This window comes from Rhizobium alarense, from assembly GCF_021555155.1.
GTDB lineage: Bacteria > Pseudomonadota > Alphaproteobacteria > Rhizobiales > Rhizobiaceae > Rhizobium_D > Rhizobium_D alarense.
This window is the reverse complement of the sequence record NZ_JAKGBU010000044.1, coordinates 3,647-22,422: the sequence shown is the minus strand read 5'-3', so window position 1 is coordinate 22,422 and position 18,776 is coordinate 3,647. Positions and strand designations below refer to the sequence as shown.

Here is an 18,776-nt window from a genome sequence, read left to right as displayed (position 1 = left end):
TTCATCGCCTGCCTCCCGAAGAAATGATGTGGCGCGCGGCGTTCCAGCCGGGCAGGCCGGAAATACCGCCGCCCGGATGCGCGCCGGCGCTTGCGAGATAAAGTCCCTCGATCGGCGTCGCATAGCCGGAGGCCGCACCCGTCGGACGGTTGATCAGAAGCTGGTCGGGCTGCAATTCGCCGTGATGCCAGTGGCCGCCCGGCAGATTGTACTCCGCCTCGATGTCGACAGGCGTGGAGAGCTCGGCGGCGACGATGGTCTTGCCGATGCCGGGCGCATGCCGCTCCAGCACGTCGAGAACGATCTTCAGGAAGGCGGGCTTGCCGGCCTCCCAGCCCATCTTCAGCCGATAGGGTGCGTATTGCACGAGTGCGGAGAGCGTGCAGGCTCCGGAGGGTGCGAGCGTCGGATCGGCGAGGCTCGGCAGCACGATCTCCATCACCGGATCGGGCGAGAACTCGCCATATTTCGCCGGGTTGAAGGCATTTTCGACATGCACCATCGACCGGCTGACGACAATGCGCCCGCCATGGTCCGCCTCGGGCAGTCCCGTGAAGGCCGGCCTACGGTCAAGGGCCAGGTCGAGCTTTGCCACATTGCCGAAGGAGCGGATGTTCCTGACGGAGCGCACGAAGCCGGTGCCGCTTTCGGCGGGGTCGACGAGCGTCAGGAAGGTCGCCTGCGGATGGATCGCCGAGACGACGACCGGCGCCGAAATCTCCTCGCCGGTTGCCAGCACCACGCCGCCCGCCTTGCCGCGATCGGCAAGGATGCGGCCGACCGGCGTGCCGCAGCGGATGGTGACGCCGGCCTTTTCGGCGGCCCGGACGAAGGCGGGCGCAATCGCCGCCATGCCGCCCTCGGGGATGAACTGGCCGCCGGTGCGTCCGGCAACATCGCCGGTCAGGCGGTAGTAGAGGCCGAGCAGTGAGGTCGGCGAGCGGGGGCCGAGATGGATGCCGAGCGTCGCGTCGAAGGCGAGCAGGCCCTTCAAGCGGTCGTCCGCCAGATATTCGTCGGCGACGTCGGCGACATTCATCAGGAGCATGCGCAGGAAGTCGCGGCCTTCGGCACGGCCCTTGCGCAGCACGCCGAGCCCGGCCCCGGCGAGCGTCCGGATGTCGCCCATGGAGATCGCGCCGATCTGCGGCGGCGCGCGGCGCAGGAAGCGCTTGAGGATGCCGGCCTGGAAGGTCAGCTTGTCGCGCAGCGCCGCGAAGGCTTTTGCTTCCGCCGCCGAGACGCCGTCGATCATCTCGCCATAGGCGCCGCGCAGCACGGCCGGTTCGCCGCCGCCGAGCACGGCGGTCGGCATCATCGTGCCGGTTCCGGCGGTGAGGCCGAGACCGAGGTCGCGCGCGACTTCGGCATCGAGGCGGTTGACGAGGTGGGCGAGCCCCGCCGAGCGGAAGCCCGGCGAAAATTCGCGCCCGCGCATGGCGCCGCCCGGTTCGTTGGCGGCCTCGAGAACCAGCACCCGGCGGCCCGCGCCGCCGAGCTTGGCGGCGGCGGCGAGGCCGTTGTGGCCGGCGCCGATCACGATCGCATCATAGGACGTCATGGGCCTTGCTCATCTCATCGGGGGAGCGCTTGAGGTCGCGCAGGATCTCGGCGGCGGCGTTGCGTCCGGGCGCCCCCATGACGCCGCCGCCCGGGTGCGTGGAGGAGCCGCACATATAGAGCCCGGCGATCGGGCTTCGATATTGCGCATAGCCCGGCACCGGCCGGTTGAACAGCAACTGGTCGAAGGTCAGTTCGCCCTGGAAGATATTGCCCTCCGTCAGGCCGACCTCGTTTTCGATCTCGCGCGGCGTGCGCACTTCCATATGCACGATGCGGTCGCGGAAGCCGGGCGAATATTGCGCGATCTGATTGACGACGGTGTCGGCAAAGGCCGCCTTGTCCGCATCCGTCCAGTCGCGGCCTTCCACCTTCGGCGGGCAATATTGCACGAAGCAGCTCATGAAATGCTTGCCGGGCGAGGTCATGGTCGGGTCGAGCAGGGTGGGGATCATCATGTCGAGGAAGGGATCGGCCGACCAGCGCCCGGCCTTCCAGTCGTCATAGGCGCGTTCCATGCGCTCCACCGAGTCCGTGAAATGCATGTCGCCGCGGATGCAGGTCGATCCGCCAGGCAGCGCCGGGAATTCCGGCAGGCTGTCGAGCGCGATGTTCACCTTGCCCGACGAGCCGCGCATCTTGAAGTGCTTGACGCGGTGGACGAAGTCGCCGGGCAGCGCATCCTCGTCGACGAGCTTCAGGAATGTGCGTTTGACGTCGGCATTGGAGACGACGCGGTTCGCCTTCACCTCCTCGCCGTTTGCGAGTACCACGCCGGTGGTGCGTCCGCCGCGGGTAAGAATCTTGTCGACTTCGGCATCGGTGCGGATCGTGCCGCCGGATGCCTCGAAGGAGCGGGCGAGCGCCTGGGTGATCGCCCCCATGCCGCCGCGGGCATAGCCCCAGGCGCCGACCGAGCCGTCCACCTCGCCCATATAGTGATGCAGCAGCACATAGGCGGTGCCCGGAGACATCGGCCCGAGCGCCGTGCCGATGATGCCCGACAGCGCCAGGTAGGCCTTGATGACATCCGTCTCGAAATATTCGTCGAGAAAGTCGGAGATCGACATGGTCCAGAAGCGCAGCGTCTCGGCCATTTCGTGCGGGCTGAACTCGCCGAACTTCTTCGCGAGATAGAGCAGTTCGGACATGTCGCGCGGGCGGAAGCCGAAGGAGTCGGGGGCGGTGCGCATCAAAAGCGGCTGGATGAAACGGCACTGGCGCGTCACGTCGCGGGCATAGCGCTCGTAGGCCTCGGCATCGCGCTTCGAGTAGCGGGCGAATTCGCGGCGGTGGCTGTCGTGGTCGCGGTAGGAGGCGAGATAGTCGCCGTCGCGGGTGAAGACGGCGCCGCCCTCATAGGAGATGACCTGCAGCCCGTGTTTCGGCAGTTCGAGGTCGCGCATGATTTCGGGGCGGAAGAGCGAGCAGACATAGGAACAGTTGGAATAGAGGAAGCCGGGCGTCAGCTCGCGGCTTGTCGCCGCGCCGCCGACCCAGCCGTTCTTTTCCAGAACCATCACCTGAAGGCCGGCGCGCTGCAGGTAACAGGCCGTCACCAGGCCGTTGTGGCCGCCGCCCACGATCAGCACATCGAATTTGCGCATCGCATGTTCTCCCTCTGCTTAAAGGCTGCATCAAAAGCAAAATCCTGTCCAGAGATTTTGAATGAATATTCAGCAAGTATATTGCAATCATCTGATTATGCGCTAGAATTTCGATACGAAGCGATGTTGGCGAATGCAGGGGGATAGGGGTCGGCATGGGGTCTGCGGGGTCGGGCATGGGTGAACGCGAGCCGGAATACGACGAGGCGGCGATCCGTTTTCTCGAGGCGCTCTGGGGGGAGGGTTATCTCTCGCCGGGCGGCTCCGCGGAGGTCGATCGCGTGCTGATGGGGCTTGCTCTCAAGGGGCGGACGGTGCTCGATTTCGGCTGCGGCGCCGGCGGCATCTCGCTGCACATCGCGCGGACCTACGATCCCGCCGGCGTTGTGGGCTACGATGTCGAGCAGCCTGTCGTGGACCGCGCCCGCGCGGCGGCCGCGGCGGCGGGGCTGGCTTCCGTCGTCCAGTTCGTCGCGAGCCCGCCGGGGCGGCTTCCGTTTAACGACGACAGTTTCGACCTCGTGTTCTCCAAGGATGCGATGATCCACGTGGCCGACAAGGAATGGCTGTTCGGCGAACTCTATCGCGTGCTGAAGCCGGGCGGCCGCCTTGCCGCCTCCGACTGGCTGATCGCGCATGACGGCGAGCCGTCCGACGACATGAAGGCCTATGTCGCGGCCGAGGGCCTGAGCTTCGGCATGGCGTCACCGCGCCGCTATCTGGCCGCGATGACCGCCGCCGGCTTCGTCGACGCATCGGCGGAAAACCGCAACGCCTGGTACCGGGAGGTGGCGCGCGGCGAGTTGGAGCGGCTCAGGGGGTCGCTCTATGCGGAGGCCGCCGCGGCCGTCGGCGAGGCCTATGTCGAGAAGAATATCCGCACCTGGGCCGCCATGCAGAAGGTTCTTGACTCGGGCGAACATTGCCCCACTCATCTGCGCGGCAGCAAGCCGAACGGGAGGGCTCCGTGACCGTGACGCTGCGCAATCCCAAGGGCAAGGTGACCATGAAGATGCGGGTGAATGCGGCCGAGCAGGATGCGGCCGAGGGTGAGCGGAAGGGGCGCAAGGCGTCCAAGGAAACCAGGCGTCAGCAACTGATCGAGGCGACGATCGATTCGCTCGCCAAACGCGGCTATTCGGAGACGACGCTCGCCGATGTCGCCGATGGTGCCAATCTCTCGCGCGGCATCGTCAACTTTCATTTCGAAAGCAAGGAAAAGCTGCTTGTCGCGACGCTGCAATACATGGCCGACGAGTATGCCGTGCACTGGCAGGCGGCACTCGACCGGGCGGGTCCGCGGCCGGCGGACCGGCTCTGGGCGGTCGTCGCCGCCGATTTCGATCGCCGCATCTGCACGAAGCGCAAGCTCGCTGCCTGGTGCGCCTTCTGGGGCGAGGCCAAGTCGCGCCCGACCTACCAGGCGCTCTGCGGCGCGCGCGACGTGAAATACCAGGAGACGGTGATCGCGCTCTGCGCCGAGCTGAAGGCCGAAGGCGGCTACGACTATGCACCGGAGCCCATGGCGCTTTCGCTGTGCGCCATGCTGGAAGGGCTGTGGCTGAGGCTGATGATGGGGGACGGCACGACGCGCGAGACGGCGCACGAAGCGGCGATCGTCTTCATCGTTACCGCCTTTCCGAACCATGTGAGCTACCAGGGACCAAAATAGGGAACCCGAAAACGGGGAAGGAGCAGACAATGACCATTCGCATGATTGCAGGACATTTCACCTCGGCCGCATGCGCCGCCACGCTGGCGCTCTCGGCGGCATTCCCCGCAGCGGCCGCCGATACCCTGACCGTCTTCGACTGGTCCGGCTACGAGGATCCGGCCTTCCATCCGGCCTATACCGGGAAATATGAAGGCTCGCCCGACTTCTCCTTCTTCGGCGATGAGGAGGAAGCCTTTCAGAAGCTGCGTGCCGGCTTCAAGGCGGATCTTGCCCATCCCTGTTCGCAGAGCGTCGTCAAATGGCGCGAGGCCGGCCTGCTGGAACCGCTCGACACCGCCAAGCTCACGGCCTGGAACGACACCCTGCCGGGTCTGAAGGCGATGAAGGATTTGATGACCTCCGCGGACGGTACCGCCTGGATGATTCCCTTCGACTGGGGCAACACGGTGCTGACCTATCGGACCGACACGGTGAAGCCTGAGGAGGTCGCCTCGCTCAAGGCCTTTGCCGATCCCAAGTTCAAGGATCGCGTGTCGATCGGCGACAATGTCGACGACGCCTATGCGCTGGCGAGCCTCGCCATCGGCGTGAAGGACTGGACGACGCTGACCGACGAACAGTTCAAGCAGGCCTCCGACTTCCTGCGTGACGTCCACAAGAACGTCCGGCTCTACTGGACGGACAATACGGATCTCAGCCAGGCCATGGCGAGCGGCGAGGTCGATCTCGCCTGGGCCTGGAACGAGACGGCGACGACGCTCCAGGCGGATGGCGTTCCGGCGGCGATCAAGAAGGACACGGCCGAGGGACTTTCCACCTGGGTCTGCGGCTATGTGCGCCTCAAGGGCGCCGAGGGTAGCGAAGAGAAGGCCTACGATTACATGAACGCCGTGACCGATCCGGCGATCGCCGCCTACATGGTCGAGAGTTGGGGCTACGGCCACTCGAACGCCAAGGGCATGGCAGCCGTCGATGCGAAGATCCTCGCCGACAAGGGCTATGACAATGTCGACCAGTTTGTCGCAAACACGCTCTTCCAGGCGCCGATGCCGACCGAACTTCGCCAGAAGATGATCGCCGAGTTCGAGAAGATCAAATCGGGCTATTGATGGCAAAGCCGCTTGATGTGATCGTGGTGGGGGCCGGCTTTGCCGGCCTTTCCGCTGCGCGGAGCCTGACGGATGCCGGCTGCGATGTGCTGGTTCTCGAGGCCCGCGACCGGGTCGGAGGGCGGGTCGAGTCCGTCACGCTGCCGGATGGCCTGCGGCTCGACACGGGCGGCCAGTTTCTCTGCGACGACATGCCGAACGTCATGGCGCTCGCGCGCCGTCTCGGCACGACGCCGGTGCCCACGCCCGTCACGGGAATGTCGCTGCTGCAACCGCCCGTCGACGCGCGGGAGACGGCGCGCATCCATGACGAACTCGCCGCGCTGAGGGCGCGCATCGACGCGCTCGATCCCGCGGATCCGGCCGTTGCCGGCCTGCATGTCGCCGACTGGCTCGCGGGACAGGGCGAAAGCGCGGAGGGCCGCAGCGCGTTCCGCGCACTGGTGGAGGGCCTGTGGTGCCAGCCGGCCCGCCGCCTGCCGCTCTGGTACCTCGCCTCCAACGACCGGCGCATCACCAATGATGTGCCGGAACTGCAGTATTCGCTTGGCGAGACGATGCATGGGCTCGCGGAACGGCTCGCGGCGACGCTCGGCGACCGGTTGCGGCTCAACGCGCCCGTCGAGCGGATCGTGCACGGCGCGGCCGGCGTCGAGGTGCTGGCCGGCGGCAGTCGCCATGCCGCCCGTTGCTTTGTCCTTGCCGTGCCGCCGGTGATGGCCGCGCGCATCGCCTGCGACCCGCCGCTTCCCGAACCGCTCGCCGGCGCGCTCTCCGCCTGGGAAAGCGGCAAGGTGGTCAAGGCCTTCGTGCGCTATCGCCGTGCGTTCTGGCGCGACCGGGGTCTGAGCGGCATGGTGATGTGGCGCGAGCCGATCGGCCTCTTCTGCTGCGACGTGAGCCGGAGCGCCGAAGAGGCGGTGCTGGTCGTCTTTGCCGGCGGGCCGACGGCGGAGCTCTGGCGGCCGGCGGGCGAGGCGGCGACGCGTGCGGACATGCTGGACCGGCTCGCCGCCGCGCTCGGCCCTGAGGCCCGCGACGCGCGCGACGTGGTCATGCGCGACTGGACGGACGACGACTGGAGCGGCGGCGGCTACAGCGACTGCATCCTTGCCATGGACGGCTACGCCGCGGAAGCGCGGCTCCTCGAAGGCCAGCCGCCGGTCCACTTCGCCTGCTCGGAGATCGCGCCGTCCTTTCCCGGCTATGTGGAGGGGGCGATTGTCGCCGGCCGGGCTGCGGCGGACCGGGTGCTGTCTTCCTTTGCCGCCAGGACCGCAGGCGCGTCGGCCTGAACGCCGGACCGCTCGTTCATACCCGCTCCACCGGCGGATCCTCCGACAGCAGCACGAACGCGTCCGGGTCGTAGGCGAGGCGGATCTCGGCGCCGATCGGCAGGTCGTCGGCGCCGTAGTCATTGGTCTCCACCATGGACAGCGGCTGCTCCAGGCCGTCGACGCCGACCGTCAGATGTGTGACCTCGCCGAAATAGGCGCGGTTCTCGACACGTCCCTTGAGTTCGTTCGGCGCGTGGGCGTCGTCCCAGAGAAGCCGCAGGCGCTCGGGGCGGATGCCGAGTGTCACGCGACCGTTGGCGGCCGCGAAACCCTGCGGCTTGGCGAGGCTGATCGTGCCGAATTTCGCCGCCTCGACGGAGACGCTGCCGGACTGCTCGCCGGCGAGGCGGCCGGAGAGGAAGTTCATGCCGCCGAGGAAATCGGCGACCTTGCGGGTGCGCGGCCGCTGGTAGATGTCCTTCGGCGTCGCGATCTGGGCGATCCTGCCGCCGAACATGACGGCGATGCGGTCGGACAGCGCGAGCGCCTCGTACTGGTCATGCGTTACGAGGATGAAGGTGATGCCGACCTGTTTCTGCAGCATGCGCAGTTCCACCTGCATCTCCTCGCGCAGCTTCTTGTCGAGCGCCGAGAGCGGCTCGTCGAGCAGCAGCACCTTCGGCCGCATGACGAGCGCGCGGGCGAGCGCCACGCGCTGGCGCTGGCCGCCGGAAAGCTCGTGCGCCTTGCGCTTGCCGAGTCCCGTCAGCCGCACCATGCCGAGCGCCTCGTCGACGCGGCGCCGCTCCTCGCTGTCGCCGAGCCTCAGCCGCTTCAGCCCGTAGGCGACGTTCTCGCCGACATCGAGATGCGGAAAGATCGCATAGTTCTGGAAGACCATGTTGGTCGGCCGCCGGTTGGCGGGCAGATGCGTGGAGGCGACGCCGTCGATATAGATCTCGCCGTTCGACGGCACGTCGAAGCCGGCGATCGCGCGCAACAGCGTGGTCTTGCCGCAGCCCGAAGGGCCGAGCAGCGAGAAGAATTCGCCCTCGGCAATGTCGAGCGAGACGTCGTCCAGCGCCTTGTAGATGCCGTAGTATTTCGAAACGTTCTCGATCGCGATCATGGTGCGTTCGGGCATCGGGTTCTCCTAGGGGGCGACGCGGGCCGCCTCGGTGCGCGCTTCGGCGCGGCGGCGCAGGATTTCGGCGACGGTGAGCAGGACGACGGTGGCGGCGATCATGATGGTGCCGAGCGCCAGCACGCCGGGCAGCTTCGCCGCGAAGCGCAACTGGCCCCAGATATAGACCGGCAGCGTCGGTTCGGTGCCGGAGAGGAAGAAGGCGAGGATGAACTCGTCGAGCGAGATGGTGAAGGTGACGAGCAGGCTCGACAGGATGGCCGGGGCGACGACCGGCAGGGTGACGCGCCGGAAGGTGCCGATCGCCGTTTCGCCGAGATCGAAAGAGGCTTCCTCAAGGCTGCGGTCGAAACCCTCGAAGCCGGAGATCAGAACCGACATGGCATAGGGCACGCAGAAGACCGTCTGGCCGAGGATGACCGTGACGAGGGAGAGCTGGACGCCGAGCGCCAGCACGATCATCAGAAGCGAGACGGCGACGATGATCTCCGGCAGAAAGAGCGGCGCCATGATGAGGCCGGTCGCCGCCTTCTGGCCGCGGAAGCGGTAGCGCGTGACGGCGCGGGCGGCGCAGATGCCGAGCGTCGTTGACAGGATCGAGACGGAAATGCCGACGACCAGGCTGTTCCAGGCGGCGCCCTGCATCTCCGAATTGCCGGCGAGCGAGGCGTACCACTTCGTCGTGAAGCCGGCGAGCGGGAAGGTGGTCGTCGCCGCGTTGTTGAACGAAAAGATCGGCAGCAGCAGGATCGGCAGATAGAGGAACAGGAAATAGAGGGCCACATAGGCCGGCAGCCAGGGCAGGACGGCAAGGCGTCGGGTGAGTGCGGTCATCGGATCCTCCGGACGACGGACCGCAGGCCGAGCACGACGGCGGCAGCGACAAGGGAGACGAGGATCATCGTCGTTACGGAAAGCGCGGCGCCGAGCGGCCAGTTCGCCGCCTTGCCGAACTGCGCCTGGATGGCGGTCGCGATCATCACGCCGTCCTTGCCGCCGACGAGGCGCGGCGTCACGTAGTCGCCGACGGTCGGGATCATGACGATGAGGAAGGCGGAGATGACGCCCGGCAGCGACAGGGGCAGCGTGACGCGCAGGAAGGCACGCAGCCGGCTGTCGCCCAAGTCACGCGCCGCCTCGATCAGCGAACGGTCGATCTTCTGCAGCGAGACGTAGATCGGCAGGATGGCGAAGGCGGCCCAGCTATGGACGAGCGTGATCACGACGGCGTTGGAATTGTAGAGCAGGGAGGTCAGCGGTTGCTCGATGATGCCGAGCGACTTGAGCCCCGTGTTCATCACGCCGCCGTAGCCGAGGATGACCTTCCAGGACATGACGCGCAGCAGATAGCTCGTCCAGCAGGGCACGGTGACGAGAAAGAGCCAGAGGTTCTTGTGGACGCCGCCATGGAAGGAGATGAACCAGGCGATCGGATAGGAGAAGACGACGGTGACGATGCTGACGGCGAGCGAAATCCAGAGCGAGCGGATGAAGAGGTCGCGATAGATCGGCTCGGTCAGCGCCTGGCGGTAGTTTTCGAGGGTGACGGTCCGGTCGATCGTCAGGTAGTCCTGGGTCCAGAAGCTGTAGGCGATGACGATGAGGACGGGCAGAAACAGCAGCGCGAGCGCGTAGAGCAGGGTGGGCGAGATCATCGCCAGGCCACGCGCCTCCTCGCCGTCCCGCCAGCGGGTTCGCCCGGCCTCGGGGGGCGCTTCGGCGAGCGTGCCGATCGCCGCCGCCGTCATCGGCGCGGTCTCCTTCGACAACACCTGCGGCATGCAAGAGCTGCTTTTCCCATTGTGCCTGCCTTTTCGGCTGTTTGCTGTTCCCGGAAGCGAGCATGCGCCCAAATGCCCATTGAAATCAAGTGCTATTTCTGCAATATTGATTGAATGAACATTCAATATGTTGAGAAAACTTCTGACTTTTCATGTTCTTGTTCCAAATCGATCCTGATGGAATAGAGGGAGAATGTCATGGCGGCGATACCGAAGGCGGCGGGAGAAGGCAGGGGTGCGGACGATTTCCCCGCCGACGATCTGACACGGATCGCCGAACGGCATCTCGTGCAGCCGTGGCCGGTCGCCGGTTCGATCGGCGCGGAGGCGCGCGGGCGCATCGAGGCGGGCGAGGGCGTTTATGTCACCGACGCCGCCGGCCGGCGGCTGATCGACGGTCCGGCCGGCATGTGGTGTGTCAATGCCGGCCACCGCAACAGGGCGCTGGCCGACGTCATGGCGTCGCAGGCGATGGAGCTTTCCTACAATTCGCCCTGGTACACGACCAACGCGCCTTCGGCGATTCTCTCCGGGCGGCTTGCCGGCCATGCGCCGGACGGTGTCGACCATGTCTTCTACACGACCGGCGGCTCGTCGGCCGTCGAGACGGCGCTGCGCTTCATGCAGTTCTACAACAATGTAAGGGGCCGGCCGGAGAAGAAACTGATCGTCTCGCGCCAGGGCGGCTATCACGGCTCGACCTATCTGTCGGCCTCGCTCAACGGCCGGCCGCGCGACCACGACTGGATGGACAGCGCGGGCGAGCAGGTGGTGAAGCTCACCTGTCCGGATCCGTTCCGCCGGCCTGCCGGCATGAGCCTTGAAGCCTTTGCGGATTTCCTCGTTGCGGAGTTCCGCCAGGTGATCGAGACGACAGGGGCGGAGCGCATCGGCGCCTTCATTGCCGAGCCGATCATGGCATCCGGCGGCGTCATCGTTCCGCCGGATGGTTATCTCAAGCGCATGCACGCGCTCTGCCGGGAAAACGGCATCCTGTTCATCGCCGACGAGGTGGTGACGGCCTTCGGCCGGCTCGGCGAGGTCTTCGCGTCGAAGGCGGTCTTCGACATCGAACCGGACATGATCACTTTTGCCAAGGGCGTGACATCGGGCTACTTCCCGCTCGGCGGCGTGATGATCGCCGGCCGGCTTTTCGAGGATCTGCGGCGGTCCAACCATACGGAGGCGATGTTCGCGCACGGGCTCACCTATTCGAGCCATCCCGTCGGCTGTGCCGTGGCGCTGAAGAACCTCGACATCCTGGAAGACGGGCTGCTGGAACACGCCCGTTCCGTCTCGGATCATTTCCAGAAGAGCCTCAAGGCGCTCGAGGACCTGCCGCTCGTCGGCGAGGTGCGCGGCATGGGGCTGATGGCCTGCGTCGAATGCGTCGCCGACCGCTTCAGCAACAATCCGCTGACACTCGATCTCGAAGTCGGCAAGCGCATCGACCGGCACTGCCACGACCTCGGCTTGCTCGTCCGGCCGCTCATCAACATGTGCGTGATGTCACCGCCGCTGACGATTTCGCCAGACCAGATCGAGGAGATGACCGCGATCCTGCGCAGGGGCATCGAGCTCACGATGGACGATCTCACCCGCGAAGGGCTGTGGAACGGCTGACGGGACGAAAGGGCCGGCTGCATCGGTCAGCAGGCCTGCTCTTCTGCCCCCGGGCAACGTCGTCCAGGCACATTCCCCGGCCTTGACGTCATTGGGTCCGCTTGCGCGGACCCTCTTTTGTTTGGCGTGCATGACCGCCGGACCGATGGCAGGCCGGCAGAATTCCGCAACCCGAGCCCGATTGCTCAGAACTCCTCCCAGGACTCCTGCACGCTGGCGGCCTGGGCACCCTGGTAGGATCGGGCGACCTTGCCTGCCAGCTGACGTGCCGGAGAGGGGACCGGTCGATGCCGCTCGTTGGCGACGGCCGGAACATTCCCCCTCGAACCTTCGCCCAGCTTGAACTGGCCGATCAGGGTGAAAAGGGCCGACGCCTCCTTGGCGAGACTGTGGCTTGCGGCGGTAGACTCCTCGACCATCGCGGCATTCTGCTGCGTTCCCTGGTCCATGGTGTTGACCGCGGTGTTGATCTCCTTCAGTCCCGTCGCCTGTTCGCGCGCCGCGTCGACAATCGCCGAGACGTTCGAATTGATGTCCTGGACCTGCCGGACGATCTGGCTCAGAGCCTGACCCGTATGCCCGACGAGCTCGACGCCCGCGCGCACCTGCTCGCCGGACGTATTGATCAATGCCTTGATCTCCTTGGCCGCCTTGGCCGAGCGTTGCGCCAGTTCGCGGACCTCCTGGGCGACGACGGCAAAGCCCTTGCCTGCCTCGCCCGCCCGCGCCGCTTCGACGCCGGCATTGAGCGCCAGGAGATTGGTCTGGAAGGCAATCTCATCGATGACGGAGATGATGTTCGAGATTTCTCCGGACGATTTCTCGATTTCGCTCATCGCGGTGATCGCCTTGCGGACCACCTCGCCGGACCGTTCCGCGTTCTCGCGCGTCGTTGCGACCAGCTTGCCCGCTTCCTCGGCCCGGTGGCTGGAGTCGGAAACGGTCGTGGTGATCTCTTCCAGTGCGGCAGCGGTCTCTTCGACGGATGCCGCCTGCTGCTCCGTGCGTTTTGAGAGGTCGTCGGCGGCAGATCTGATCTGGTTCGAGCCGGCAGCGATCGCCTCGGCATTTTGCTCGACCGAACGCATCGTGCTCTGCAACTTGGTTACCGCATTGTTGAAGTCCGAGCGCAGGCGTTCCAGCGTCGGAATGAAGGGGCTGCGGATCGCGACGGTGAGGTCGCCCTCCGCCAGTTGCTGCATGCCGTAGGCCAGCGCCTCGACATTCTCGACGCGCCCGGTGACGTCGGTGGCGAACTTCACGACCTTGAACACCTTGCCGTTCATGTCGAAGATCGGATTGTAAGAGGCCTGGATGTAGACTTTCTTGCCGCCCTTGCCGATTCGCAGAAACTCTTCCGAGAAGAATTCGCCAGCCCGCAGGCGCTCCCAGAACTGCCGGTAGTCCGCGCTTTGGGCGTAGCCCTGCTCGCAGAACATGGAGTGGTGGCGGCCCGCAATTTCCGTGGACTGGTAGCCGAGCGTCGTGAGGAAGTTCTGGTTGGCGGTCAGGATCTCGCCCTGCGGCGTGAACTCGATCACGGCCTGCGCGCGGGAAAGCGCCTCGAGCTTGCCGGCATCCTCTGCGGCGCGCAGTTTTTGCGCCGTGATGTCGGTGGCGAATTTCACGACCTTGTAAGGTTTCCCGCCGCGGCTTACCGGATTGTACGATGCCTCGATCCAGACTTCCCTGCCGCCCTTGCCGATGCGCCGATACTGGCGCTGATCGAACTCGCCGCGGCCGAGCTTTTCCCAGAACTGCCGATAGTCCGGGCTTGCGGCTTCCGCCGGGTCGACGAACATGCGGTGATGTTTTCCGACGATCTCGCTCAACTCGTAGCCGAGCGCCCGGCAGAAATTCTCGTTGGCATGCAGGATCGATCCGTCGAGCCGGAATTCGATAATGGCCTGTGACCGGCTCATGGCCTGCAGGACGTGACGGGCGTCACTGCCGATGCCGAAACTGAACGCTTTCATGTATCTCTCCTGGAAAGAACCGTCCGAGATGCGGCCTGACGCGCGGTCGACGGTTGAACGGGGTGGTGTAGGATATTGTGAAGTCGATTTTTGCGATTCCAAGGTCAGCACGTGCCTGGATCAGGTAATCCCGTGCTTTCAGAAGCTCCAGGCTTCCGAGGTGACCGGTCTTCGCAAGCGGTTCTGCGGCCTGCACGCTTCTGCCCTGCAGATATCGGGCCTTCTTCCTGAACGAAACGATTTCAGTCACCGTTGTCCTTGGGGAGAACTGTCGCCCGCAGGAAGCATTCCGCCGTTGCAAAAGCAGGCTGAACGCAAGTGCGTGTCGACGCGTGTATGGGAATTGTTCTGGTCCGAAGCCGGCTTCATGCCGGCGCGATCGAATATCTCATTCAGATACTGTTATTAGGCTTATTAGATATTGACGAATTATGAAATTTGCTGCGCAGCCGACCATTTTTGTGCAGATTGCAAAATATATATGCAACTTTATGAAATTTTCATCGAAGTTTCATCCTCTAGTTGATGTATTGTGGGAGAATTTTGCGTCAGGTCTACTATTTTTTACTTTTGTCAATTTTAGCGAATCCGACAGGCTGGTGCCTCACACCGACTGCTTCGAACTTGAGTTTCGCAAACCTGAACGGCCTTCCGATATCCTCCGCACGAGCCAATGGCGAACCCGATTTTGCGCGCCGGCTGATGCGCTCGGAATACGGGTTCGATGGAGAGGTTACGAACCGGACCTGGCGCTTCATGATCTCCTCCCGCTGTGAGCGGCGAGGTTCGCTCGCTGCCGCGCGCGCATCCTCAGCGGCGCATCGCCGCATCCGCCGCCGCCAGGTCCTTTTCCTCCGGCGCTTCGGAAAGCGTCATCACCGGCAGCACGCGGCGCAGGTGGTCGTGGTGGGTCCTGACGCCGTATTCGAGATCCGAGAGGTAGAAGCCGGCGAAGGCATTCGAGGTCATCGCCTCGTTCGACCAGATGGTGAGTTGGACGTCCTCGGCCTGCGTGTCGCGGTCGATGCGGAGGGCGAGGTAGCGCGCGGCGCGCTGTTCGCGGCTCTCCTCGCGGTAGCGGTAGACGGCGCCGCGCAGCATCGTGCGGCCGACGTCGACCGGGAATTCCTGGTAGAACTGAACGGTCTCGGGCGTCACCGCGATGACGGCGTTCGGGAAGAGACCGAAATAGATCCAGGCCTTGCGCAGGTGCTCCGGCAGCCGCGTGTTGTCCGGCGCGATCTTCACATACTTTCCGACGCTCCAGCGCCGTCCGGCATGGGGATTGTAAGTGGCGAAGGAGCGGCAGAGGCCGTTGACGAAGGGCTCGTCATAGTAGGTCGAGCCGTAGAGGTCCTGCAGCGCCGGATGCGCCATGGCCACATGGTAGCCCTCGTTGTCGACGTCGCGCACCGACTTCCAGTTGACCGGCGTTTCCTGCGTCCAGATCGCGCCCGCCGGGACCATTTCGGCGGCGCGGTAATGCGACAGCTCCTGCTCGAAAGGCTGCATCAGCGCGGCCACCGAAGGTTGCGGCCCGGGGGCGAAGCGGATGAAGACGAAGCCCTGCCATATCTCGCATTCGAGCGACGTCAGCGCGAACTCGGTCTTGTCGAGCGGCGGGAAGGAACGGGGCCGCGCGGCGCCGCGCAGCGTGCCGTCGAGATTGTAGACCCAGCCGTGGAACGGACAGACCAGCGCATTGCGGCAGGCGCCGCGGTCGTCTGCGACCAGCCGCGAGCCGCGATGGCGGCAGATGTTGTGGAAGGCGCGGATCTCGCCGTCCTGACCGCGCAGGAGCAGCGCCCGTTCGCCGATGACGTCCATCGTGACGTAGCTGCCGGGGTCGGGCAGGTCCGAGACGTGGCAGGCGATCTGCCAGTGCTCGCGGAAGACATGCTGCTTCTCGAGCTCCAGAAGAGCGGGGCTATGATAACACCAGCCGGGCAGGCCGCTCCTGTCCCAGTCGTTCGGAACGGAGATGTCGCGGACCACCTCATTCATTGTTTTGCCCCGTCTTTGTTGAACGTTCATTCAACCATTTCACATTTTTCGTTAAAATGGAATAGCTTGTGATGACGCTTCGGATCTATGGATGTGGAATTCACCGGCCGCTGCCGGGACTCCGGCGCCAATTTTCCAGCCGGACCGGGCACTTGCGCGACCGAGATCGGCCGGCATGTCCTGTGCGAAAACGCGGAAGAACCGGCCGCGGGGCCGGCCGGTTCTTCACAGGCGTTTGCCGAAGAAGGGGTCAGCGGCAGACGCGGACGCGCTTGATGACGAGGTCGCCCCACTTGTTGTAGCGGCGGATCTTCTTCCAGTGGCAGTGGCCGTAGCCATAGCCGTCATAGACGGTGACGTAGCCGCCGTGGTGATGGCCGTGGCCGAAGCCGAAATAGACGCCGCCGGCCTGCGACGGTGCGGCGAAGGAAACGGCGGCGACGGTGGCGACGACGGCGGACAGCATGATCTTGCGCATTGCGGTTCTCCTCTGGGGTCGGCGGATGGTTCGTTCCATCCAGTGATCCGACTATCCCACGGGAGAAAGCCACGCGCTGTTTCGCATGGAACAGGGCCGCTAGCGCTGCATCTCGGGGGAGATGCGGTCGAGGAAGAGGCCGGGCCGCAGCCGCTCGCCGATCATGCAGTCCGCGGCGGCGGCGGGCACGATGCGCGCCGGCGCTTCTCGGCCGCTGACTTCGAGGATCAGCTTGCGGCGGATCGCCTGGGCGAAGTCCTCGCGCTTGTGCACCGGCAGAACGAAGGCGCCCGGGCCGCCGATGACGCAATCGGCGTAGTAGCGGTCGAGCGCGCCATAGGCGACGGACGGCCGGACCATGATGGCAAGCCCGTTGACAACGATGCCGAGCTGGATGGCCGCATCGCGCGCCGGCGTCACCGGCGCCCCGAAATTGTTCGGCCCGTCGCCGGAGACATCGATGACGCGCCGCATGCCGGCGAAACCGTTGCCGTCGAAGAGCGGCACGGCATAGGTCAGGGCCGCGGAGATCGACGTGCCGCGCCGCGTCATGATCGGCCGCTCGTCGAGCCGGGCCGCAAAGGTCTCGGCCTCCTCGGCGGTCGAGATGATCTGCCAGGCCGTGAAGGACTCCGGGTTGATCCTGCCGGCCCATTCGAAATAGGTGATGGCGATGCGGCCGGTCAGCCCGCTCTGGACCGCGGTCAAGAAGTCCGGGTGGGTAAGGGCGGCGACATATCCGTCGCGCTGGATCTGCGCCTCTTCCAGGTCCATGGACCCCGAAACATCGACCGCCAGCACGAGTTCGACATCCACCTCCTCGTCGGCTGCCACTGTCGGCGCGGGTGCCGCCCATGCAAGGCATGTCAGGATGGCAAGGGCATCAATCCGCATGACATTCACCCCGGGAGACTCGATCGGTAGGGGACTGTAGCACGGCCGTTGCGGACGACCGACCGGCGGCGGTTCAACTCTCGGTGAAATGGAGCGGCTAAAGGCCGAATCAAGAGGTGGCGCCGGACCGTCGCTGAGGCGACCGCTCGCAGCGGCGATCGCCATCAGCCGCGACATCGGCTACAACCGCGTGGACATCGGCGGCTTCAATATGCTGCTCGTGGCGGAGCGCAGATCGGCGGACTATATCTGGCTCGTCACCCACGTTCTCGACGGCCGCAACGAGAGCGTGACCGGCGACGTCGAACGCGTGCCCGGCCAATCGCCGTGCGGCTTCTTCGGCTTCGCCCGCGCGGCGGCTGCAACCGGCATCTGGGAGGCATGACCATGGCCACGATTGTAGGACCGCTCACCTTCGCCGCCGCCATCGGCGCCGGGCTCAATGCGGGGCTCTTCTTCATCTTCTCCGTCTGCATCATGGCGGCCTTTGCACGGCTGCCGGCGGCCGACGGCATCGCGGCGATGAACGCCATCAATGTCGTCATCCAGAACCCGCTGTTCTTCCTTGCCTTCTTCGGCACGGCGCTTGCAGCGCTCGTCCTTGTCGCGGTCGGTTTCCTGCAGGGCGGACCGGCAGCGATGCCGCTCATCGCCGCCGGGCTGGTCTTCCTCGTCGGCGTCATCGGCGTGACGGTCGCCGTCAACGTGCCGCTCAACGATGCGCTCGCGGCGGCTGCACCGGGAAGCGCGGACGCTGCTGCGCTCTGGCAGCGCTATCTCTCCGTCTGGACGCTGTGGAACCACGTGCGCACGGTCGCGTCGATCCTCTCGCTTGGCCTGTTCGTGCTCGCCTACCGCCTCGCATGACGGCGGCCGGCGGTCATCTCCGCAAGGCCCGCCGCTGCTCGTCGCTCAGCGGCCGGATGGCCGAGCCGCGCAGCAGGAGAAAGAGCTTGGCCGTCTCCTCCAGTTCCTCGGTCGCATATTGCGCGTCCGCGAGCGTTCTGCCGGCGACGACGGGGCCGTGGTTGGCGAGCAGCACCGCGTGGCTCTTCTCCGCCTTGAGCGCCACGGCTTCGGCAAGCGCCGTGTCGCCGGGCGGGAAATAGGGAACCAGCGGCAGCGCGCCGACTCGCATGACATAATAGGCGGTGAGCGGCGGCAGCGCATCCTCGGGATCGACGTCGGCGAGAATGCTGACGGCGACCGAATGGGTCGAGTGCAGGTGCACGACGGCGGCATGTTCCGGCCGCTTGCAATACATGCACTGGTGCAGGAAGGCTTCCTTGGTCGGCGTGTCGCCGGCGGTGTGCACGCCTTCGGCCGAAAAGCGCGAGAGCCGCGCCGGGTCGAGCGCGCCGAGCGAGGCGTTGGTCGGCGTCATCAGCATCTCGCCGGTCGAGAGCCGCACGCTGATATTGCCGGTCGAGCCGAAGGTCAGGCCGCGCTCGAAGAGCGACTTGCCGACGGCGACGATGGCGTCGCGGGTTCTCGTTTCCTCGGAAAGGACAGCGGTCATTTCAAAAGCTCCCAGGCCTTCAGGAAGAAGTCGTCGGCGCCGAAATTGCCGGATTTCAGCGCCAGCGCCGGCTCGCCGCCGAGGCTTGCGGTCCAGGGCACGCCGGGGTCGATTTCCGGTCCGATCGCG

General features: G+C 65.5%; 18 protein-coding genes. 7 read left to right on the top strand and 11 right to left on the bottom strand.

Translation table 11 applies throughout. The features are described 5' to 3' along the window. Nucleotide 1 precedes the first annotated feature (1 nt). Together LXM94_RS14750 and LXM94_RS14745 are read right to left on the bottom strand one after the other, a co-directional pair. The gene (locus tag LXM94_RS14750; RefSeq protein ID WP_235772227.1) at nucleotides 2–1,561 is read right to left on the bottom strand and encodes a phytoene desaturase family protein; all 1,560 of its coding nucleotides are present in this window, start codon (nucleotides 1,559–1,561) and stop codon (nucleotides 2–4) included. Next, on the bottom strand, nucleotides 1,548–3,167 hold the full coding sequence (locus LXM94_RS14745) for a phytoene desaturase family protein (protein WP_235772226.1): 1,620 nt from the start codon (nucleotides 3,165–3,167) through the stop codon (nucleotides 1,548–1,550). Before LXM94_RS14745 ends, LXM94_RS14750 begins: the two co-directional genes overlap by 14 nt. A 176-nt stretch (nucleotides 3,168–3,343) precedes the next feature. Between LXM94_RS14745 and LXM94_RS14740 the strand changes: the two genes are divergently transcribed. The 4 genes from LXM94_RS14740 to LXM94_RS14725 are packed head-to-tail and all read left to right on the top strand — an operon-like array spanning nucleotide 3,344 to nucleotide 7,246. After that, a complete protein-coding gene (locus tag LXM94_RS14740; RefSeq protein WP_235772225.1) occupies nucleotides 3,344–4,138 on the top strand; it encodes a methyltransferase domain-containing protein in 795 nt (264 codons plus the stop codon). Between the two features lie 35 nt (nucleotides 4,139–4,173). Next, nucleotides 4,174–4,839, top strand: a complete 666-nt coding sequence (locus LXM94_RS14735; protein WP_235772248.1) for a TetR family transcriptional regulator C-terminal domain-containing protein — start codon at nucleotides 4,174–4,176, stop codon at nucleotides 4,837–4,839. A 29-nt stretch (nucleotides 4,840–4,868) separates the two neighbouring features. Then, entirely contained in the window at nucleotides 4,869–5,951 is a 1,083-nt protein-coding gene (locus tag LXM94_RS14730) for a substrate-binding domain-containing protein (RefSeq protein ID WP_235772224.1), read from the top strand. Further along, the gene (locus tag LXM94_RS14725; protein ID WP_235772223.1) at nucleotides 5,951–7,246 is read left to right on the top strand and encodes a flavin monoamine oxidase family protein; all 1,296 of its coding nucleotides are present in this window, start codon (nucleotides 5,951–5,953) and stop codon (nucleotides 7,244–7,246) included. The genes LXM94_RS14730 and LXM94_RS14725 overlap by 1 nt, the downstream gene beginning before the upstream one ends. Nucleotides 7,247–7,262: 16 nt before the next feature. Here the strand turns inward: LXM94_RS14725 and LXM94_RS14720 are convergent, their stop codons facing one another. Genes LXM94_RS14720 through LXM94_RS14710 form a run of 3 tightly spaced genes read right to left on the bottom strand, consistent with a single transcriptional unit; the run spans nucleotide 7,263 to nucleotide 10,120 of the window. After that, the gene (locus LXM94_RS14720; protein ID WP_235772247.1) at nucleotides 7,263–8,357 is read right to left on the bottom strand and encodes an ABC transporter ATP-binding protein; all 1,095 of its coding nucleotides are present in this window, start codon (nucleotides 8,355–8,357) and stop codon (nucleotides 7,263–7,265) included. A 24-nt stretch (nucleotides 8,358–8,381) separates the two neighbouring features. After that, complete coding sequence (locus tag LXM94_RS14715) at nucleotides 8,382–9,206, bottom strand: ABC transporter permease (protein WP_235772222.1); 825 nt, start codon at nucleotides 9,204–9,206, stop codon at nucleotides 8,382–8,384. Then, nucleotides 9,203–10,120 (bottom strand): ABC transporter permease, encoded by a 918-nt coding sequence (locus tag LXM94_RS14710; RefSeq protein ID WP_408015647.1) that lies wholly within the window; start codon nucleotides 10,118–10,120, stop codon nucleotides 9,203–9,205. Before LXM94_RS14710 ends, LXM94_RS14715 begins: the two co-directional genes overlap by 4 nt. Before the next feature lie 231 nt (nucleotides 10,121–10,351). On the opposite strand from LXM94_RS14710, the gene LXM94_RS14705 reads away from it, so the two are divergent. Then, complete coding sequence (locus tag LXM94_RS14705) at nucleotides 10,352–11,776, top strand: aminotransferase (protein WP_235772221.1); 1,425 nt, start codon at nucleotides 10,352–10,354, stop codon at nucleotides 11,774–11,776. 185 nt (nucleotides 11,777–11,961) lie between these two features. Here LXM94_RS14705 and LXM94_RS14700 read toward each other — a convergent pair whose 3' ends face one another. The 4 genes from LXM94_RS14700 to LXM94_RS14685 form a co-directional block, all read right to left on the bottom strand. Next, the gene (locus LXM94_RS14700) at nucleotides 11,962–13,752 is read right to left on the bottom strand and encodes a methyl-accepting chemotaxis protein (protein WP_235772220.1); all 1,791 of its coding nucleotides are present in this window, start codon (nucleotides 13,750–13,752) and stop codon (nucleotides 11,962–11,964) included. Between the two features lie 810 nt (nucleotides 13,753–14,562). Beyond that, nucleotides 14,563–15,756, bottom strand: coding sequence for an aromatic ring-hydroxylating oxygenase subunit alpha (locus tag LXM94_RS14695; protein WP_235772219.1), 1,194 nt, complete (start codon nucleotides 15,754–15,756; stop codon nucleotides 14,563–14,565). Between the two features lie 250 nt (nucleotides 15,757–16,006). After that, nucleotides 16,007–16,234 carry a hypothetical protein gene (locus LXM94_RS14690; RefSeq protein WP_235772218.1) on the bottom strand — a complete coding sequence of 76 codons (228 nt, stop codon included), beginning with the start codon at nucleotides 16,232–16,234 and terminating at the stop codon, nucleotides 16,007–16,009. Between the two features lie 99 nt (nucleotides 16,235–16,333). Then, nucleotides 16,334–17,128 (bottom strand): DUF1194 domain-containing protein, encoded by a 795-nt coding sequence (locus tag LXM94_RS14685; protein ID WP_235772217.1) that lies wholly within the window; start codon nucleotides 17,126–17,128, stop codon nucleotides 16,334–16,336. Between the two features lie 88 nt (nucleotides 17,129–17,216). Here LXM94_RS14685 and LXM94_RS14680 point away from each other — a divergent pair, with 88 nt between their 5' ends. Together LXM94_RS14680 and LXM94_RS14675 are read left to right on the top strand one after the other, a co-directional pair. After that, entirely contained in the window at nucleotides 17,217–17,513 is a 297-nt protein-coding gene (locus LXM94_RS14680; protein ID WP_235772216.1) for a hypothetical protein, read from the top strand. Nucleotides 17,514–17,515: 2 nt separating this feature from the next. Beyond that, entirely contained in the window at nucleotides 17,516–17,995 is a 480-nt protein-coding gene (locus tag LXM94_RS14675) for an anthrone oxygenase family protein (RefSeq protein WP_235772215.1), read from the top strand. A 13-nt stretch (nucleotides 17,996–18,008) separates the two neighbouring features. On the opposite strand, the gene otnC is transcribed toward LXM94_RS14675, so the two are convergent. Then, nucleotides 18,009–18,647 carry a 3-oxo-tetronate 4-phosphate decarboxylase gene (gene otnC / locus LXM94_RS14670; protein ID WP_235772214.1) on the bottom strand — a complete coding sequence of 213 codons (639 nt, stop codon included), beginning with the start codon at nucleotides 18,645–18,647 and terminating at the stop codon, nucleotides 18,009–18,011. Next, nucleotides 18,644–18,776: nucleotide-binding domain containing protein (locus LXM94_RS26190; RefSeq protein WP_329605612.1), on the bottom strand; the 133-nt coding region annotated here is incomplete at its 5' end. The genes otnC and LXM94_RS26190, both read right to left, overlap by 4 nt.